The organism is Type-F symbiont of Plautia stali, assembly GCF_059731105.1.
This window is the reverse complement of the sequence record NZ_AP035909.1, coordinates 1,085,032-1,103,236: the sequence shown is the minus strand read 5'-3', so window position 1 is coordinate 1,103,236 and position 18,205 is coordinate 1,085,032. Positions and strand designations below refer to the sequence as shown.

The 18,205-nt window shown below is 56.7% G+C and carries 17 protein-coding genes; 16 read left to right on the top strand and 1 reads right to left on the bottom strand.

Translation table 11 applies throughout. From position 1 onward, the window contains the following. Positions 1-172: 172 nt before the first annotated feature. The 9 genes from miaB to AC6I7A_RS05070 all read left to right on the top strand — a co-directional run bounded on the left by miaB (position 173) and on the right by AC6I7A_RS05070 (position 9,754). A complete protein-coding gene (gene miaB / locus AC6I7A_RS05110) occupies positions 173-1,597 on the top strand; it encodes a tRNA (N6-isopentenyl adenosine(37)-C2)-methylthiotransferase MiaB (protein ID WP_009091472.1) in 1,425 nt (474 codons plus the stop codon). A gap of 209 nt (positions 1,598-1,806) precedes the next feature. Continuing rightward, the gene (locus tag AC6I7A_RS05105; RefSeq protein WP_058956315.1) at positions 1,807-2,868 is read left to right on the top strand and encodes a PhoH family protein; all 1,062 of its coding nucleotides are present in this window, start codon (positions 1,807-1,809) and stop codon (positions 2,866-2,868) included. Further along, positions 2,865-3,338 (top strand): rRNA maturation RNase YbeY, encoded by a 474-nt coding sequence (ybeY, locus tag AC6I7A_RS05100; protein WP_058956316.1) that lies wholly within the window; start codon positions 2,865-2,867, stop codon positions 3,336-3,338. The genes AC6I7A_RS05105 and ybeY overlap by 4 nt, the downstream gene beginning before the upstream one ends. A gap of 82 nt (positions 3,339-3,420) precedes the next feature. After that, positions 3,421-4,302, top strand: a complete 882-nt coding sequence (corC, locus tag AC6I7A_RS05095) for a CNNM family magnesium/cobalt transport protein CorC (protein WP_009091478.1) — start codon at positions 3,421-3,423, stop codon at positions 4,300-4,302. Positions 4,303-4,306: 4 nt separating this feature from the next. Further along, positions 4,307-5,830 (top strand): apolipoprotein N-acyltransferase, encoded by a 1,524-nt coding sequence (gene lnt / locus AC6I7A_RS05090; protein ID WP_058956317.1) that lies wholly within the window; start codon positions 4,307-4,309, stop codon positions 5,828-5,830. A 603-nt stretch (positions 5,831-6,433) separates the two neighbouring features. Further along, positions 6,434-7,330: an amino acid ABC transporter substrate-binding protein gene (locus AC6I7A_RS05085; protein WP_058956318.1), complete on the top strand. Its 897-nt coding sequence runs from the start codon at positions 6,434-6,436 to the stop codon at positions 7,328-7,330. A 280-nt stretch (positions 7,331-7,610) separates the two neighbouring features. Beyond that, positions 7,611-8,351 (top strand): amino acid ABC transporter permease, encoded by a 741-nt coding sequence (locus AC6I7A_RS05080; protein WP_009091484.1) that lies wholly within the window; start codon positions 7,611-7,613, stop codon positions 8,349-8,351. Further along, positions 8,351-9,028 carry a glutamate/aspartate ABC transporter permease GltK gene (gltK, locus tag AC6I7A_RS05075; RefSeq protein ID WP_009091486.1) on the top strand — a complete coding sequence of 226 codons (678 nt, stop codon included), beginning with the start codon at positions 8,351-8,353 and terminating at the stop codon, positions 9,026-9,028. Before AC6I7A_RS05080 ends, gltK begins: the two co-directional genes overlap by 1 nt. Next, positions 9,029-9,754: an amino acid ABC transporter ATP-binding protein gene (locus AC6I7A_RS05070; protein WP_009091487.1), complete on the top strand. Its 726-nt coding sequence runs from the start codon at positions 9,029-9,031 to the stop codon at positions 9,752-9,754. Between the two features lie 57 nt (positions 9,755-9,811). Here the strand turns inward: AC6I7A_RS05070 and AC6I7A_RS05065 are convergent, their stop codons facing one another. Further along, positions 9,812-10,294 carry a zinc ribbon-containing protein gene (locus AC6I7A_RS05065; RefSeq protein ID WP_058956319.1) on the bottom strand — a complete coding sequence of 161 codons (483 nt, stop codon included), beginning with the start codon at positions 10,292-10,294 and terminating at the stop codon, positions 9,812-9,814. A 223-nt stretch (positions 10,295-10,517) separates the two neighbouring features. Here AC6I7A_RS05065 and leuS point away from each other — a divergent pair, with 223 nt between their 5' ends. The 7 genes from leuS (at position 10,518) to mrdA (ending at position 18,202) form a co-directional block, all read left to right on the top strand. Further along, positions 10,518-13,100, top strand: a complete 2,583-nt coding sequence (leuS, locus tag AC6I7A_RS05060) for a leucine--tRNA ligase (protein ID WP_046101411.1) — start codon at positions 10,518-10,520, stop codon at positions 13,098-13,100. A gap of 14 nt (positions 13,101-13,114) precedes the next feature. After that, a complete protein-coding gene (gene lptE, locus AC6I7A_RS05055; RefSeq protein ID WP_009091493.1) occupies positions 13,115-13,714 on the top strand; it encodes an LPS assembly lipoprotein LptE in 600 nt (199 codons plus the stop codon). Then, the gene (gene holA / locus AC6I7A_RS05050) at positions 13,711-14,742 is read left to right on the top strand and encodes a DNA polymerase III subunit delta (RefSeq protein ID WP_009091495.1); all 1,032 of its coding nucleotides are present in this window, start codon (positions 13,711-13,713) and stop codon (positions 14,740-14,742) included. Before lptE ends, holA begins: the two co-directional genes overlap by 4 nt. Further along, on the top strand, positions 14,735-15,379 hold the full coding sequence (gene nadD / locus AC6I7A_RS05045; RefSeq protein ID WP_058956320.1) for a nicotinate-nucleotide adenylyltransferase: 645 nt from the start codon (positions 14,735-14,737) through the stop codon (positions 15,377-15,379). The genes holA and nadD overlap by 8 nt, the downstream gene beginning before the upstream one ends. 92 nt (positions 15,380-15,471) lie before the next feature. After that, on the top strand, positions 15,472-15,789 hold the full coding sequence (rsfS, locus tag AC6I7A_RS05040) for a ribosome silencing factor (protein ID WP_009091499.1): 318 nt from the start codon (positions 15,472-15,474) through the stop codon (positions 15,787-15,789). 3 nt (positions 15,790-15,792) lie between these two features. Next, positions 15,793-16,263, top strand: a complete 471-nt coding sequence (gene rlmH, locus AC6I7A_RS05035; protein ID WP_009091501.1) for a 23S rRNA (pseudouridine(1915)-N(3))-methyltransferase RlmH — start codon at positions 15,793-15,795, stop codon at positions 16,261-16,263. A gap of 34 nt (positions 16,264-16,297) precedes the next feature. Beyond that, complete coding sequence (mrdA, locus tag AC6I7A_RS05030) at positions 16,298-18,202, top strand: peptidoglycan DD-transpeptidase MrdA (protein WP_009091503.1); 1,905 nt, start codon at positions 16,298-16,300, stop codon at positions 18,200-18,202. Positions 18,203-18,205: the final 3 nt, after the last annotated feature.

Below are 18,205 nucleotides of genomic sequence, written 5' to 3'. Positions count from 1 at the left end.
TGCTTCTATCCTTCTCTTAATCCCGTCCGCCTGCGCAACACGGGTCTGAATACAGCAAAGTGTACCGGAAAACCGGATAGCTGACAGAAAAGCCCGCAGGCTGGTCACAACCGCATCAAAGCATTACAATACGCGCCCCGCACTTCACTGCACTGAATCAATGGCTAGCGCGATGACAAAAAAACTGCATATCAAAACCTGGGGATGTCAGATGAATGAGTATGATTCATCGAAGATGTCTGATCTGCTGAACAGTACGCACGGCTATACGCTGACCGAGGTCGCTGAAGAAGCGGATGTTCTGCTGCTTAACACCTGCTCTATCCGCGAAAAAGCGCAGGAGAAGGTTTTCCACCAGCTGGGGCGCTGGAGAAAGCTGAAAGAGCGTAACCCGGATGTGATCATTGGCGTGGGCGGCTGTGTGGCGTCACAGGAAGGAGATCATATTCGTCAGCGAGCGCCCTGCGTGGACATCGTATTTGGCCCGCAGACCCTGCACCGCCTGCCGGAGATGATCAACACCGTGCGCGGCAGTAAAAGCCCGGTGGTAGACATCAGCTTCCCGGAAATCGAAAAGTTTGACCGCCTGCCGGAACCCCGCGCAGAAGGTCCGACAGCCTTTGTCTCCATCATGGAAGGCTGCAACAAATATTGTACGTTCTGCGTGGTGCCTTACACCCGTGGTGAGGAAGTGAGCCGTCCGTGTGACGACATTCTGCTGGAGATTGCTCAGCTGGCGGCGCAGGGCGTGCGCGAAGTGAACCTGCTGGGTCAGAACGTCAACGCCTGGCGCGGTGCTTCCTTTGATGGCGACACCTGTACCTTCGCTGAGCTGCTGCGCCTGGTCGCCGCCATCGACGGTATTGACCGCATCCGCTTCACCACCAGCCACCCGATTGAGTTCACGGATGACATCATTGATGTCTACCGTGATACGCCGGAGCTGGTGAGCTTCCTCCATCTGCCGGTGCAGAGCGGCGCAGACCGCATTCTCACGCTGATGAAACGTGCTCACACGGCACTGGAATATAAAGCGATTATCCGCAAGCTGCGCGCGGCGCGTCCCGATATTGAGATCAGCTCTGACTTCATCATCGGTTTCCCGGGTGAAACCCAGCAGGATTTCGAGCAGACCATGAAGCTCATCGCCGACGTGAATTTCGATGTCAGCTTCAGCTTTGTCTACTCAGCCCGTCCCGGCACGCCCGCCGCTGACCTGCCGGATGATGTCAGCGAGGAGGAGAAGAAGCAGCGCCTGTGGATCCTGCAGGACCGCATCAACCAGCAGGCGCAGGCGATCAGTCGCCGCATGCTGGGCACCGTGCAGCGTATTCTGGTTGAAGGCATCTCCCGCAAGAACGTCATGGAAGTCTCTGGCCGCACCGAAAATAACCGCGTGGTCAACTTTGAAGGCTCACCTGAGATGATCGGCCGGTTTGTGGATGTTGAAATTGTCGATGTCTACACCAACTCCCTGCGCGGCAGGCTGGTGCGCACGGAAGATGAGATGGGCCTGCGCATGGCACAGAGCCCGGCGTCTGTGATTGCCCGCACCCGCAAAGAGAACGACATCGGCGTGGGTCTCTTCCAGCCGTGATACCGGCTTTATTGTGCGGCAGCGCGCTTCGCGCTGCCGCCCGTTTCACATTGCGACACTTGCTTTCTGAAGCTGTTGCCCAAATATCTCTCCTTAAGCTTGCGCCCAGGCGTTACGGCATAAATAATTTCGTTATGGTGCATCCGGTTAAGCTCAACGGTGCGTCAGACACACCCCATAACTGGCCCTGAGTGACCCAAAGGATTCGTTTGAATATCGAAACTCGTGAAATCGCCCTTGAACCGGCTGATAACCGTCGTCTGATGAGCCTGTGCGGGCCGTTCGATGACAATGTGAAACAGCTCGAGCGCCGACTGGGTATTGAGATCAATCGTCGCGACAACGTCTTTAAGCTGGTTGGACGCCCTCTGTGCGTCAATGCCGCCGCCGATATCCTGAAAACGCTCTATGTGGATACGGCACCCGTGCGCGGCGACATTCCGGATATCGAGCCGGACCAGATTCATCTCGCCATCAAAGAGAGCCGGGTGCTGGAGCAAACCGCCGACAGCGTGCCGGAGTACGGTAAAGCGGTCAACATCAAGACCAAACGTGGCGTTATCAAGCCGCGCACGCCGAACCAGGCGCAGTACATCGCAAATGTCCTCGACCACGATATCACCTTTGGTATCGGCCCGGCCGGTACCGGTAAAACCTATCTGGCCGTGGCCGCCGCGGTGGACGCGCTGGAGCGTCAGGAGATCCGTCGTATCATGCTGACCCGCCCGGCGGTAGAAGCGGGTGAAAAACTGGGCTTCCTGCCCGGCGATCTGAGCCAGAAAGTCGACCCCTATCTGCGTCCGCTCTACGATGCGCTGTTTGAAATGCTCGGTTTTGAGCGGGTTGAAAAGCTGATGGAGCGTAACGTCATTGAAGTGGCCCCGCTGGCCTACATGCGTGGTCGTACCCTGAACGATGCGTTTATCATTCTTGATGAGAGCCAGAACACCACCATCGAACAGATGAAGATGTTCCTGACGCGTATCGGCTTTAACTCCAAAGCGGTCATTACCGGCGACGTGACCCAGATTGACCTGCCGCGCCACGTTAAGTCCGGCCTGCGTCATGCCATTGAGGTGCTCTCTGATGTGGAGGAGATTAGCTTCAACTTCTTCCACAGCGAGGATGTGGTTCGCCATCCTGTCGTGGCCCGCATTGTCACCGCCTATGAAGCCTGGGAAGCGGCCGATCAGACTCGTCGTGACCAGCAGGCTGAAGAGCGCAAACGTGAAGCACTGGCGGCGCAGAACGCAACCCAGGAGAGCAAATGAGCGAGGTGATTCTCGACCTGCAGGTCGCCTGTGAAAACAGCGCAGGGTTGCCGGATGAAAGCCAGTTTCATCGCTGGCTTTCGGCGGCGGTTGCCCCTTTTCAGCCCGACAGCGAAGTCACCGTCCGTCTGGTTGATGAAGCAGAAAGTCATGAGCTTAATCTGACTTATCGCGGTAAAGACAAGCCGACTAACGTGCTCTCCTTCCCGTTTGAAGCCCCGCCGGGTATTGAGCTGCCGCTGCTGGGCGATCTCATTATCTGCCGTCAGGTGGTTGAGCAGGAAGCGGCTGAACAGGGTAAAAGCGTGGAGGCGCACTGGGCCCACATGGTCGTGCACGGCACGCTGCATCTGCTGGGATATGACCATATTGATGACGATGAAGCCGATGAAATGGAAGGGCTGGAGACCGAGATAATGCTTGCTCTTGGGTATCCTGATCCGTACATTTCGGAGAAAGAAGACGCCTGAGTCCCGCATTCAGGCTATCCGGCTGTCAGTGCATGTGGCTGACAGCCCCCATTCCTCACCAGAGAGATCTTTAAAAACCGCCATGAGCGACGACCATTCTCAAAACAGCGATGCACCCAGTAGTAAAAAGGGATTTTTCTCCCTGTTAATCAACCAGCTTTTTCACGGCGAACCCAAAAACCGTGATGAGCTACTGGAGCTGATCCGCGACTCGAATAACAAAGAGCTGATTGACCAGGACACCCGCGACATGCTCGAAGGGGTACTGGATATTGCGGAGCAGCGCGTGCGTGACATCATGATCCCGCGCTCGCAGATGATCACCCTGAAACGGAATCAGAGCCTTGAAGAGTGTCTGGATGTCATCATCGACTCCGCGCACTCCCGCTTCCCGGTGATCAGCGAAGATAAAGATCATGTGGAAGGTATCCTGATGGCGAAAGATTTACTGCCGTTTATGAGCAGCGAATCTGAACCTTTCAGCATTGAAAAAGTGCTGCGTCCTGCGGTGGTGGTGCCGGAAAGTAAGCGTGTGGATCGGATGCTGAAAGAGTTTCGCTCCCAGCGTTACCACATGGCGATCGTGATTGATGAGTTTGGCGGCGTCTCCGGCCTGGTGACCATTGAAGATATCCTGGAACTGATCGTCGGTGAGATTGAAGATGAGTATGACGACGAAGAAGATCGTGATATCCGTCAGCTCAACCGCCACACCTTCACGGTGCGCGCGCTGACCGCCATTGAAGATTTCAATGAGGTGTTTGGCACGCAGTTCAGTGATGATGAAGTCGACACCATCGGTGGCCTGGTGATGCAGGGCTTCGGCCATCTGCCTGCACGCGGTGAAAGCATCGAGATTGAAGGTTACCAGTTCAAGGTGGCGATGGCGGACAGCCGACGCATCATCCAGGTTCATGTGACTATTCCGGAAAACGCGCCACAACCTCAACTGGAAGACGAATAAGTCTATGGCTTTCGCCTCACTTTACCCGCGTCAGCGGGTTCGCCTGCTGCTGGCTTTAATAACGGGTGCGTCTGGCACCCTCGCCTTCTCCCCCTACGATTTCTGGCCCGCCGCACTGCTGTCACTGTGCGGTTTACAGCTGCTGAACCTTAACCGTTCCACTCCGCAGGCCAGCGCCATCGGCTTTGTCTGGGGGCTGGGCCTGTTTGGCAGCGGCGTCAACTGGGTTTACGTCAGCATCGCCACTTTTGGCGGTATGCCCGGCCCGGTAAACGTGTTTATTGTGGCGCTGCTCGCCGCCTATCTGGCGCTCTATCCGGCCCTGTTTTCCGGTGTGCTGAACCGCCTGTGGCCTCGCACTTCGCTGTGGCGACTGGCGCTGGCCGCCCCGGCGCTGTGGCAGATCACCGAGTTTCTGCGCGGCTGGGTGCTGACCGGCTTTCCGTGGCTGCAGTTTGGTTACAGCCAGATCGACGGACCGCTGAAGGGTCTGGCACCGCTGGCGGGCGTTGAAACCCTGACCTTCCTGCTCATGGTTATCGCCGGGCTGCTGGCTTATGCCCTGCAGCAGCGCAATGTCAGAAGTCTGATCGCCGCGCTGCTGCTGCTGGCGCTGCCGTGGCCGTTGCGCTACCTCCAGTGGGTTGAGCCGATGCCCGAACGCACCGTCGAGGTGGCGCTGGTTCAGGGCAACATTCCGCAATCCATGAAGTGGGACCCGCAGCAGCTGCTTAACACGCTGCGCATTTACACCGGCCTCAGTCAGCCGCTGATGGGCAAAGCGCCGATCATTATCTGGCCGGAGTCAGCGATAACCGATCTGGAAAGCAACCAGCAGCCCTTCCTGCGTTCGCTGGATGATGAGCTGCGTCAGCGCGGCAGTTCGCTGGTCACCGGTATTGTTGACTCCCGGCTGGAGCAGAACCGCTATCACGACTACAACACGGTCATCGTGCTGGGCGGCAAAGCGCCGTACAACTACTTCAGTGGCAACCGCTACCAGAAAAATCATCTGGTGCCGTTTGGTGAATTTGTGCCGCTGGCCGATCTGCTGCGTCCGCTGGCTCCGTTCTTCGATTTACCGATGTCCGCGTTCAGCCGGGGCAACTATCTCCAGCCGCAGCTCAGCGTGGCGGGATATCACCTTACCACGGCGATCTGTTATGAGATCGTGCTGGGTGAGCAGGTGCGGGCCAACTTCCATCCCGATACGAACTTCCTGCTGACCGTTTCTAATGATGCCTGGTTTGGTCACTCGATCGGCCCGTGGCAGCATTTCCAGATGGCGCGGATGCGGGCGCTGGAACTGGGTCGTCCGCTGTTGCGCAGCACTAACAATGGCGTCACGGCCGTGGTGGATGCGAAAGGCGATGTGACGTCAATTCTGCCGCAGTTCACCCGCGATGTCCTGACCAGCAAAGTTACCCCGACCCAGGGGGAAACGCCCTACGCGAAAGCGGGCGTCTGGCCGGTGTGGTCTCTGACGCTGCTGGCTGCGGTAATTGCCCTGCTGCGTCGCCGTCGATAACCGCCTGGATGCCGCAAGGCCAGCGGTGAGATCCAGCCAGCGCAGGAAACACGGTCAGGCAAAAACCGCCCTCTCTGACACCCCCGACCCGCGTCGTCCATGGCGCGGGTCGCTTTCCGCTTCAGCCCCTGTTCCCTGCGCTTTCATCTGACGCTTTACTGCCAGATTCCTCCGGCTTCGGGTGTGTCAGCCTTCTGAGGCTTCGTTTTTTATTTCTTTCTCCCCGATATAACTCACTCTCCTGACCGCATACTCTGCTGCCTTTCTCGCTCTGAACCGCTTTCTGGCACGATGATTGCTAAATATTTCAGTGTTTTTCACAAACAGGCTGATTGCAGGCGCTGACAGCGAGCCGGTTGCACCAAAACCATCCGCACCGCTGCACCGTTACCGCGCAGTGCGGGATATTTGCCTTTTTTTGGTGCGTATCATCTCGCAAAACAGAAACTTTTTTGTTTCATTGCGTTAACAATCCGCTATGTTAGTGACTCTTCTGCGCCCGTTTTCAGCGCAGAAAGAGCCCGGACGCAGCAAAAAACAGACACAACATCATAATCAGCGCAGGTTATAGCCTGTGCCTTTTTCATACGAAGGAGTTGGAACATGCAACTACGCAAAGTGGCATTATCTCTTCTGCTGATCAGCGCAGCGGCGGGAGCGGCCCAGGCGGAAGATCTCAGCGGCACCCTGAAAAAGATCAATGACAATGGCGTTATTGTGGTCGGGCATCGCGAATCATCAGTTCCCTTTTCTTATTATGACAACCAGCAAAAAGTGGTGGGCTATTCACAGGCCTATTCCAACGCCATCGTGGACGCCATCAAAGCAAAACTGAACAAGCCGGATCTGCAGGTCAAGATGATCCCTATCACCTCTCAGAACCGTATTCCGCTGTTGCAGAACGGCACCTACGATTATGAGTGTGGCTCGACCACCAATAACCTTGAGCGCCAGAAACAGGCAGCCTTCTCTGACACCATTTTTGTCATCGGCACCCGTCTGCTGGTGAAGAAAGGTGGCCCAATCAAAGATTTCGCTGACCTGAAAGGCAAAACCGTCGTTGTGACCTCCGGCACCACCTCTGAAGTGCTGCTGCATAAACTCAATGACGAGCAGAAAATGGATATGCGCATCATCAGCGCAAAAGATCACGGCGACTCTTTCCGCACCCTGGAAACCGGTCGTGCCGTGGCCTTTATGATGGATGACGCGCTGCTGGCTGGCGAACGCGCAAAAGCGAAAAAACCGGACAACTGGGAAATCATAGGCACGCCGCAGTCCAAAGAGGCCTATGGCTGCATGCTGCGTAAAGATGATCCACAGTTCAAAGCCCTGGTGGATGAAACCATCGCTAAAGCCCAGACCTCCGGTCAGGCTGAAAAATGGTTCGACACCTGGTTTAAACAGCCGATTCCGCCTAAGAACCTGAACATGAACTTTGAACTGTCTGAAGACATGAAAGCACTGTTCAAGACGCCGAACGATAAAGCACTGAATTAACAACAAAATACCCAATGAATTTCAGGTTGCATTACGGTGGTCAGAGAGTGAATCCCGATGCGCTTACCCAGGTAAGTGATTCGCGTAAATCAACGAAGCCAGCAACATGGCAGCCTGAAAGACGGCGGGTATAACAAGGGCGGCCCGGCTGCCCTCTCGATTGCTGAAACCGCGGCATGGACAGACAGACTGACACGGGTCGTTCCCCTGCGTCAGAAGATAAAACGCCGTTCATCAATCTTCAGGGTAGCTTCGCTACCCTTTTTTTCCGGAGCTCGTTATGGGTATCGATTGGAACTGGGGCATCTTTCTCGAACAGGCCCCGTTCGGTAACACGACCTACCTTGGCTGGCTGTGGTCCGGTTTTCAGGTGACGATTGCCGTCTCCTGCTGCGCCTGGATTATTGCCTTCTTCGTGGGTTCATTTTTCGGCATTCTGCGCACCGTGCCTAACCGCCTGCTGGCCACCATTGGCACCTGCTATGTCGAACTGTTTCGTAACATCCCGCTGATCGTCCAGTTCTTCTTCTGGTATCTGGTCGCGCCTGAACTGGTGGGCGAGAAGCTCGGCATGTGGTTTAAGTCGGAGCTGGATCCCAACATTCAGTTTTTCCTCTCCTCCATGATCTGTCTTGGCCTCTTTACCGCGGCCCGCGTCTGCGAGCAGGTCCGTGCTGCCATTCAGTCACTGCCGACCGGGCAGAAGAATGCGGGTCTGGCGATGGGATTAACCCTGCCGCAGACCTACCGCTATGTGCTCCTGCCGAATGCGTATCGCGTGATTGTCCCGCCGATGACGTCGGAAATGCTGAACCTGGTCAAGAACTCGGCTATCGCCTCCACCATTGGCCTGGTCGATATGGCCGCGCAGGCGGGCAAACTGCTCGACTATTCGGCCCACGCCTATGAGTCCTTTACCGCCATTACGCTCGCCTACGTCGCGATTAACCTGGTGATTATGTTGTTGATGAGTCTGGTCGAGCGCAAAGTCCGGCTGCCAGGCAATGCGGGAGGCAAGTAATGTACGAGTTTGACTGGAGTTCCATTGCTCCCAGCCTGCCCTATCTGCTCAACGGCCTGGTGATTACGTTTAAAATCACCCTGACCGCCGTGGTCTTCGGCATTCTGTGGGGCACCCTGCTGGCGGTAATGCGTCTGTCGAGCTTTAAGCCGATCAGCTGGTTCGCCAAAATTTATGTCAACCTGTTCCGCTCCGTGCCGCTGGTGATGGTGCTGCTCTGGTTCTATCTGGTGGTGCCGAGTTTTCTGCAGCAGGTGCTGGGACTATCGCCCAAAACCGATATCCGGCTGATTTCAGCCATGGTCGCTTTCTCGCTGTTTGAAGCGGCTTACTACTCTGAAATTATTCGCGCCGGCATCATCAGTATCTCACGCGGCCAGGGTAACGCCGCGCTGGCACTCGGCATGACCCCGTGGCAGTCGATGAGACTGATCATCCTGCCGCAGGCGTTTCGCGCCATGGTTCCGCTGTTACTGACCCAGGGTATCGTGCTGTTCCAGGATACCTCACTGGTCTATGTCTTAAGCCTGGCGGACTTCTTCCGCACCGCGTCCACCATTGGTGAGCGCGACGGGACCCAGGTGGAGATGGTTCTGTTTGCCGGTCTGGTCTACTTCGTGATCAGCCTGAGTGCATCGCTGTTGGTCAGCTATCTGAAAAGAAAAAGGACGGTTTAAATGATTAGCCTGAAAAATGTTTCTAAGTGGTATGGTCACTTTCAGGTGCTGACCGACTGCTCAACCGAGGTCAAAACCGGTGAAGTGGTGGTGGTGTGCGGGCCGTCCGGCTCCGGTAAATCGACGCTGATCAAAACGGTTAACGGACTTGAGCCGATACAGCAGGGTGTGATTGCGGTGAATGGCACCGAGGTGAACAACAAAAAAACCAACCTGGCGCAGCTTCGCAGTCAGGTTGGCATGGTATTTCAGCACTTCGAACTCTTCCCTCACCTGAGCATTATCAACAATCTGGTGCTGGCGCAGGTGAAAGTGCTGAAGCGCGACAAAGCGGCAGCGCGGGAGAAGGGGCTGAAACTGCTGAAGCGAGTGGGTCTGGCCGCGCATGCTGAGAAGTTTCCCGGTCAGCTTTCCGGGGGCCAGCAGCAGCGTGTGGCGATTGCGCGGGCACTCTGCATGGACCCCATCGCGATGCTGTTTGATGAGCCGACCTCCGCACTGGACCCGGAAATGATCAATGAGGTGCTGGATGTCATGGTCGAGCTGGCCCAGGAGGGGATGACAATGATGGTGGTGACCCATGAGATGGGCTTCGCCCGCAAGGTAGCCAATCGCGTCATCTTTATGGATGAAGGAAAAATTATCGAAGACACCAATAAAGATGACTTCTTTAATAATCCGCAGTCTGACCGCGCCAAAGATTTCCTCGCCAAAATCCTGCACTAACCCCGGCCATTATGCGGGTCACCACCGGTGGCCCGCCTCACGCATGCGATGACGCTATCAGGGTTCAAAAGGCTGACGCTGAAACTGATCGTGGCCGCACTCCGGACAACGTGACAGCGTTTCAGGCGTGTAGATTGCCCGGGTAAACTGGCACTTTTCACACACCAGATTCCCCAGCCCCACCACTTCCCCGCTCTGATAGACCCCATGATGATGCAGATCCTGGAAGACCTCGCGCCACTCCAGCTGACTCTTATCGGTAATATCTGCCAGCTCTTTCCAGACGCTCTCACGGATGATGCGCATAAAGAGCGAGTCTGCGACCGGTTCTTCGACGTCGCTATAGCTGCGCGCAAACTCTTCCAGATCGCGTCGGACCGCGCGCAGTACCTGATCAATATCCTCTTCCGTCATATCGTTGCGCGCCAGCAGCTGGCTTCGCCGTCCGTCAATCAGCGCATCTGGGTTACGATCGCCCTGACGCAGACGGTCGGTCAGTACGGCTAACGACTCGCGATATTCCTGAGCCACTTTATTCATTTTGTTCTCCTTTTATGCAGACTCTCGCTGAATTAAGTTTAGTCGCAATGTTGCTTTTGCCGTGTCGTCTGTACAGGGAATTACAAAAGGGTGAAGGTTCTGACGCTTTCAGCAGAAATCGCGCCAGCAAAAGTGGGAAGTGTTGTTGATATGCGGCCTTATGGGTATGCTATGCGGATCTTAAAGCCAGAAAAATGTTATTCACAAAGGACCACAGGCAGCCATGCAAGAGCAATACCGCCCGGAAGAGATTGAATCCCGTGTGCAGCAACACTGGGATGAAAACGAAACGTTTAAAGTGACTGAGCAGGAAGGTAAAGAAAAATATTACTGCCTTTCAATGTTGCCCTATCCTTCTGGGCGCCTGCACATGGGCCACGTTCGTAACTACACCATCGGCGACGTAATCGCGCGTTATCAGCGTATGCTCGGCAAAAACGTACTCCAGCCGATTGGCTGGGATGCTTTCGGCCTGCCTGCAGAAGGCGCAGCGGTGAAGAACAACACCGCGCCAGCCCCGTGGACCTACGACAACATCGCCTACATGAAGAACCAGCTTAAACTGCTGGGCTTTGGCTATGACTGGAGCCGTGAACTGGCGACCTGCCAGCCTGAGTACTACCGCTGGGAACAGTGGTTCTTCACCAAACTGTATGAAAAAGGCCTGGTCTATAAAAAAACCTCGGCGGTGAACTGGTGCCCGAACGATCAGACCGTACTGGCTAACGAGCAGGTGATCGACGGCTGCTGCTGGCGCTGCGACACCAAAGTTGAGCGCAAAGAGATCCCGCAGTGGTTCATTAAAATCACCGATTATGCGGAAGAGCTGCTGAACGACCTGGATACGCTGGACGAGTGGCCTGAGCAGGTCAAAACCATGCAGCGTAACTGGATTGGTCGCTCAGAAGGCGTTGAAATCACCTTCGACGTGGCTGACAGCGAAGAGAAAGTCACTGTCTACACCACCCGCCCGGATACCTTTATCGGCGCCACCTATGTGGCCGTGGCCGCAGGCCATCCACTGGCGACTCAGGCGTCGGTGAACAATCCGGCGCTGGCCGACTTTATCGCTGAATGCCGCAACACCAAAGTGGCTGAAGCCGATATGGCGACCATGGAGAAGAAAGGCATGGCGACCGGCCTCTCGGTTGTCCATCCGCTGACCGGCGAACACCTGCCGGTCTGGGTCGCTAACTTCGTCCTGATGGAATATGGCACGGGTGCCGTTATGGCAGTTCCGGCGCACGACCAGCGCGACTGGGAGTTTGCCACCAAATATGACCTGCCCATTAAGCCGGTTGTCCTTAACCTGGATGGCAGCATTCCTGACGTCAGCGCGGCGGCGATGACCGACAAAGGCGCCCTGTTCAACTCTGGCGAATTTAACAGCCTGGATCATGCGGCCGGTTTTAACGCCATCGCAGATACCCTGGCGGCCAAAGGCGTGGGCGTGCGTAAAGTGAACTACCGTCTGCGCGACTGGGGCGTTTCCCGTCAGCGCTACTGGGGTGCGCCTATCCCGATGGTCACGCTGGAAGATGGCACCGTAATGCCTGCACCAGAAGATCAGCTGCCGGTGATCCTGCCGGAAGATGTGGTGATGGATGGCATTACCAGCCCGATCAAAGCGGATCCGGAGTGGGCAAAAACTACAGTAAATGGCCAGCCTGCGCTGCGCGAAACCGATACCTTTGACACCTTCATGGAGTCCTCCTGGTACTACGCACGTTACACCTGTGCCGACTACAAAGAGGGTATGCTGGACCCGGCTGCAGCGAACTACTGGCTGCCGGTCGATCAGTATGTCGGCGGTATCGAGCACGCCATCATGCACCTGATGTATTTCCGCTTCTTCCACAAGCTGCTGCGTGATGCGGGCCTGGTGAACTCCAGCGAGCCGGCCAAACGCCTGCTGTGCCAGGGTATGGTGCTGGCTGATGCCTTCTACTACCTCGGCGACAACGGCGAACGCAACTGGGTTTCACCGGTTGACGTTGAGGTTGAACGTGACGAGAAAGGCCGCATCGTGAAGGCGGTGGATAAGCAGGGTCGCGAGGTGATCTACGCGGGCATGAGCAAAATGTCGAAGTCGAAAAACAACGGCATCGACCCACAGCTGATGGTTGAGCGTTACGGCGCGGATACCGTGCGTCTGTTTATGATGTTTGCCTCACCGGCGGATATGACGCTGGAGTGGCAGGAGTCTGGCGTTGAAGGCGCAAACCGCTTCCTGAAGCGTGTCTGGAAACTGGTCTACGAGCACACCCAGCTGGGTGCGACCGTGGCACTGGATGTGGAGAGCCTGAACGATGAGCAGAAATCGCTGCGTCGCGACCTGCACAAAACCATCGCCAAAGTAGCCGATGATATCGGCCGTCGTCAGACCTTCAACACCGCTATCGCGGCGATTATGGAGCTGATGAATAAACTGGCCCGCGCGCCGCAGGAAAGCGAGCAGGATCGCGCCCTGATGCAAGAAGCGCTGCTGGCGGTCGTTCGTCTGCTCTATCCGTTTACCCCGCACGCCAGCTACGTTCTGTGGCAGACGCTGGGTGGCGAAGGCTCCATTGATGAAGCGACCTGGCCGGTTGCGGATGAAGCCGCTATGGTTGAAGATTCACTGCTGGTTGTGGTGCAGGTCAACGGCAAAGTGCGTGGCAAAATCACCGTCGCCGCCGATGCAACACAGGAACAGGTTCAGGCACGCGCTGCCCAGGAGCATCTGGTGGCGAAATACCTGGACGGTGTGACTATCCGTAAAGTCATTTATGTACCGGGCAAACTGCTTAACCTGGTCGTAGGTTAAGTTCAGGAGGAACTGTGCGACATCCGATTATCAGGCTGTTTGTCATGCTGGCGGTGGTCATCACCGCTGGCTGTGGTTTTCATCCGCGTGGCACCACACAGGTGCCCAGCGAACTGAAAACCCTGATTGTTTCAACCGGCGATCCTTATGGACCCCTTGCGCGCACTGTGCGTCAGCAGCTGCGTATCAACGATGTCACTATTGTTGAAGACACTAAACAGAACCGCACCGATATTCCGACGCTGCGTCTGGGTCCTGAGGTGTCGGGGCGTAACACCGCCTCGGTCTTTATCAGCGGCACCTCTGCGGAGTATCAGCTGGTCATGACGCTAACGGCGCAGGTCCTGTTGCCGGGCAAAGGCATCTATCCTATCAGCACCACGGTCTATCGTTCATTCTTCGATAACCCGAACGCGGCGCTGGCAAAAGATGCCGAGCAGGATCTGATTACGCAGGAGATGCGTCAGCGTGCGGCCGAACAGCTGATACGTAAGCTGCTGACCGTGCATGCCGCACAGATCAACAACAAAGAGACCTTACCGGCGTCCGTGATTCCGGTACCGGGCCAGGTTTCAAAGGAAGCGCCCACTTCCTCTGCCACCAGTCTGCAATGATCAGGATTTATCCTGAGCAACTCAGCGCGCAGCTCCGTGAGGGGCTGCGCGCCTGTTATTTATTAACCGGAAACGAACCGCTGCTGTTGCAGGAGAGTGCCGACGCCATTCGCGCCGCCGCAACCGCGCAGGGATTCCAGGAACATTTCAGTTTTACGCTGGATGCGCAGACCGACTGGGAAAGCCTGTTCGTCAGCTGCCAGTCACTGAGTCTGTTTGCCCAGCGTCAGACCCTCACGCTGCAATTCCCCGACAATGGCCCTAACGCCGCAATGGCCGAGCAGCTGGTTAAGCTGTCACAGCTGCTGCACGCCGATATTCTGCTGGTCTGCCGGATGGCAAAGCTGACCCGCGCGCAGGAAAACAGCGCCTGGTTTAAAGCGCTGTCCGCCTCTGCGGTCATGGTGCCCTGCCAGACGCCAGAGCAGGCGCAACTGCCCCGCTGGGTGGTGAATCGGGCCAGAGCGCTGAAGCTGTCGGTGGATGACGCCGCCGTGCAGCTGCTCTGTTACTGCTACGAAGGCAATCTGCTGGCGCTTGCTCAGGCGCTGGAGCGGCTCTCACTGCAGTGGCCTGACGGCAAACTGACACTGCCGCGGGTGGAAGAGGCGGTCAGCGATGCAGCGCACTTCACCCCTTTCCACTGGGTGGATGCGTTACTGGCAGGCAAAAGCCGCCGCGCCCTGCATATCCTCCATCAGCTGGAGAAAGAGGAGAGCGAGGTGGTGATTCTGCTGCGTACGCTGCAGCGCGATATGCTGACGCTGCTGCATCTGCAACGTCATCAGGCACAACAGCCGTTGCGCACGCTGATGGATCAGCAGCGGATCTGGCAGAATCGCCGCGCGCTGTTCACCGAGGCGCTGCAGCGACTCGACGCTGCCCGTCTGCAGCGCGCGATCCATCTGCTGAGTCAGATTGAGGTGACGCTGAAGCAGGATTATGGACAGCCGGTGTGGCCTCAGTTGCAGACCCTGACGCTGCTGCTCAGCAGCCGGGCTTTTCCGACGAGTTTTGCGCATGTCTGAGTTGCAGGCGCTGTTTGGCGGCACGTTCGATCCGATTCATTTCGGCCATCTGCGCCCGGTCGAAGCGCTGGCGCAGCAGACCGGTCTGCAGCGCGTGACGCTGCTGCCCAATAATGTCCCTCCCCATCGTCCGCAGCCGGAAGCCAGTGCGAACCAGCGGGTCGACATGCTGCGCTGTGCCATCGCCGATTTGCCGCTGTTTGATATTGATACCCGTGAGCTGGCGCGCGATACGCCCTCCTGGACCGTGACGACCCTGGAGGCCTGGCGCGCCGAACGCGGTGCCGCCCAGCCGCTGGGATTTATCATTGGTCAGGACTCCTTACTGAGCTTAGCCAGCTGGCATCGCTGGCAGGATCTGCTGTCACTCTGCCATCTGCTGGTGTGCCAGCGGCCGGGCTACGCCACGCGCTTTGAGGCGCCGGAGATGCAGCAGTGGCTCAATGAACACCTCGCCGGCGATATCCGGCAGTTACATCAGCAGCCCGCGGGCCATATCTGGCTGGCAGACACACCGCTGTATAACATTTCGGCAACCGAAATCCGCCGCCGCCGCCATCAGAACCTGCCCTGCGACGACCTGTTGCCCCCGGCGGTGATCGACTATATCGACCGCGAAGGCTTATATCGCGACTGATCCGGGCATGCTATACTGCGCCGCTTAATTTTCTGGCTGCACTTTCCGGGCTCGCAGCCGGCCCGATACCATCAGATTCAGAGGGGAACCTTTTGCAAGGTAAAGCACTCCAAGAGTTCGTTATTGATAAGATTGATGATCTCAAAGGTCAGGACATCGTGACCATCGACGTTCAGGGCAAATCCAGCATCACCGATTTCATGATCATCTGCACCGGCACCTCTACACGTCATGTGACCTCGATCGCAGAACACGTTGAGCAGGAGTCCCGTTTAGCTGGCCTGATGCCGTTGGGCATCGAAGGTAAAAGCGCGGCGGACTGGATCGTGGTTGATCTCGGTGATGTCATCGTGCACGTGATGCAGGAAGAGAGTCGCCAGCTGTATGAGCTGGAAAAACTCTGGGGCTAATCGGTGAAACTGCAACTTGTTGCCGTCGGCACGAAAATGCCCGACTGGGTGCAGACCGGTTTCATGGAGTATCTGCGCCGCTTCCCGAAAGATATGCCACTTGAGCTGACCGAAGTCACCGCGGGGAAACGCGGCAAAAATGCTGATATCAAACGCATTCTTGAAAAAGAGGGTGAAGCGATGTTAGCGGCGGTCGGCAAAGGAAATCGCATCGTCACGCTGGATATTCCCGGTCATCCGTGGGAAACCCCGCAGCTGGCGCAGCAGCTTGAACGCTGGAAACTGGATGGCCGCGATGTCAGCCTGCTGATTGGCGGGCCTGAAGGCCTGGCCCCCGCCTGCAAAGCGGCGGCAGAGCAGAGCTGGTCCCTGTCAGCATTGACGTTGCCCCATCCGCTGGTGCGCGTGCTGGTCGCGGAAAGTCTGTATCGAGCCTGGAGCATTACGGCAAATCATCCTTATCATCGTGAATGACCGATCAGCCCACAGCAGACATGACAAGTAGCGGATGAAATTACAAAGCAACGCCTTTCGCGATTACAGCGCCGAACAGAAACTCTTTGTCCGTCGGGCGTTTTTCGCCTTCGTCGGTATTTTGCTGCTCTCTTCAATCCTGGTGGTAAACCTTTACCATCTGCAGATCCTTCGCTTTGATGATTACAGTACCCGCTCCAACCAGAACCGCATAAAACTGGTGCCTGTCGCGCCCAGCCGCGGCATTATCTACGATCGTACCGGCACGCCGCTGGCGCTGAACCGCACCATCTATCAGGCTGAACTGGTGCCGGAAAAAGTCGATAACCTGCAACAGACGCTGGAGAATCTGCGCCCGATCCTGGAGCTGACTGATGAAGATCTGGAAAACTTCCAGAAAGAGCGTAAACGCTCGCGTCGTTTTACCTCCATTCCGGTGAAAACCGCGCTGAATGAGGTGCAGGTCGCCCGTTTTGCGGTCAATCAGTACCGCTTCCCCGGCGTGGAAGTGAAAGGCTATCAGCGCCGCTACTACCCATACGGTTCCACGCTGACGCATGTGGTCGGCTACGTCTCCAAAATCAACGATCGTGATGTGGCCCGCCTCGATAAAGAGGGGATCTGGCCAAATTACGCCGCGACCCACGATATCGGCAAGCTGGGCATTGAAGCCTATTATGAAGATCTCCTGCATGGCAAAACCGGCTTTGAGGAGGTTGAGGTCAACAACCGTGGCCGGGTCATTCGCCAGCTGCATGAGGAGTCGCCTCAGGCGGGCCGTGATATCTATCTGACGATCGATCTCAAACTGCAGCAATATATTGAAACCCTGCTGGCGGGCAGTCGCGCAGCGGTGGTCGTCAGCGATCCGCGCACCGGCGAAATCCTCGCCATGGTTTCTACCCCCAGCTACGACGCCAACTTATTTGTCGACGGCATTTCCAGTAAGGATTACCGCGGCCTGCTGGAAGATGAAAACCGCCCGCTCTATAACCGCGCAATTCAGGCTGCCTACCCTCCCGCCTCAACGGTCAAACCCTATGTCGCCGTCTCCGCCATGAGTGCCGGGGTGATTAACCGCAACACCAGTGTTTTCGATCCCGGCTGGTGGCAGCTTCCCGGTTCCGAAAAGCGTTTCCGCGACTGGAAGAAATGGGGCCATGGTCGTCTGAACGTCACCAAAGCGCTGGAAGAGTCTGCCGATACCTTCTTCTATCAGGTCGCCTATGACATGGGCATCGATCGCCTCTCTGAGTGGATGAACAAGTTTGGCTACGGCAGCCGGACCGGCATCGACCTGCCGCAGGAGAGCGCCGGCAATATGCCGACCCGAGACTGGAAGATGAGACGCTTCAAAAAGCCGTGGTATCAGGGTGACACCATTCCGGTGGGCATCGGCCAGGGCTACTGGACGGCCACGCCGCTGCAGATGAACAAAGCGATGATGATTCTGATTAACGATGGCATCATCCGTGTGCCGCATATCCTGCGCGCCACCCGTGAAGGCCGGACGCTGGTGCCCTATCGCCAGCCCCCTGCCGCGCCGATTGGCGATATCCATTCCGGCTACTGGGAAATTGCCAAAGATGGCATGTATGGCGTGGCAAACCGCCCTAACGGCACCGCGCACAAGAGCTTTGCGGATGCGCCCTACAAAATCGCCGCCAAGTCCGGTACCGCACAGGTCTTTGGCCTGAAAGAAAATGAAACCTATAACGCCCACAGAATTGCTGAACGATTACGCGACCATAAGTTAATGACCGCGTTTGCTCCCTATGACAAACCTCGGGTTGCCGTGACCATTATTCTGGAAAACGGTGGCGCCGGTCCGGCTGTCGGCACCGTCATGCGCCAGATTCTGGATCACATCATGTTAGGTGATAACAATACAGTCCTGCCGGACGCCGCCCCGGTGCCGCCCGGTTATGAAGGTGAATAAACA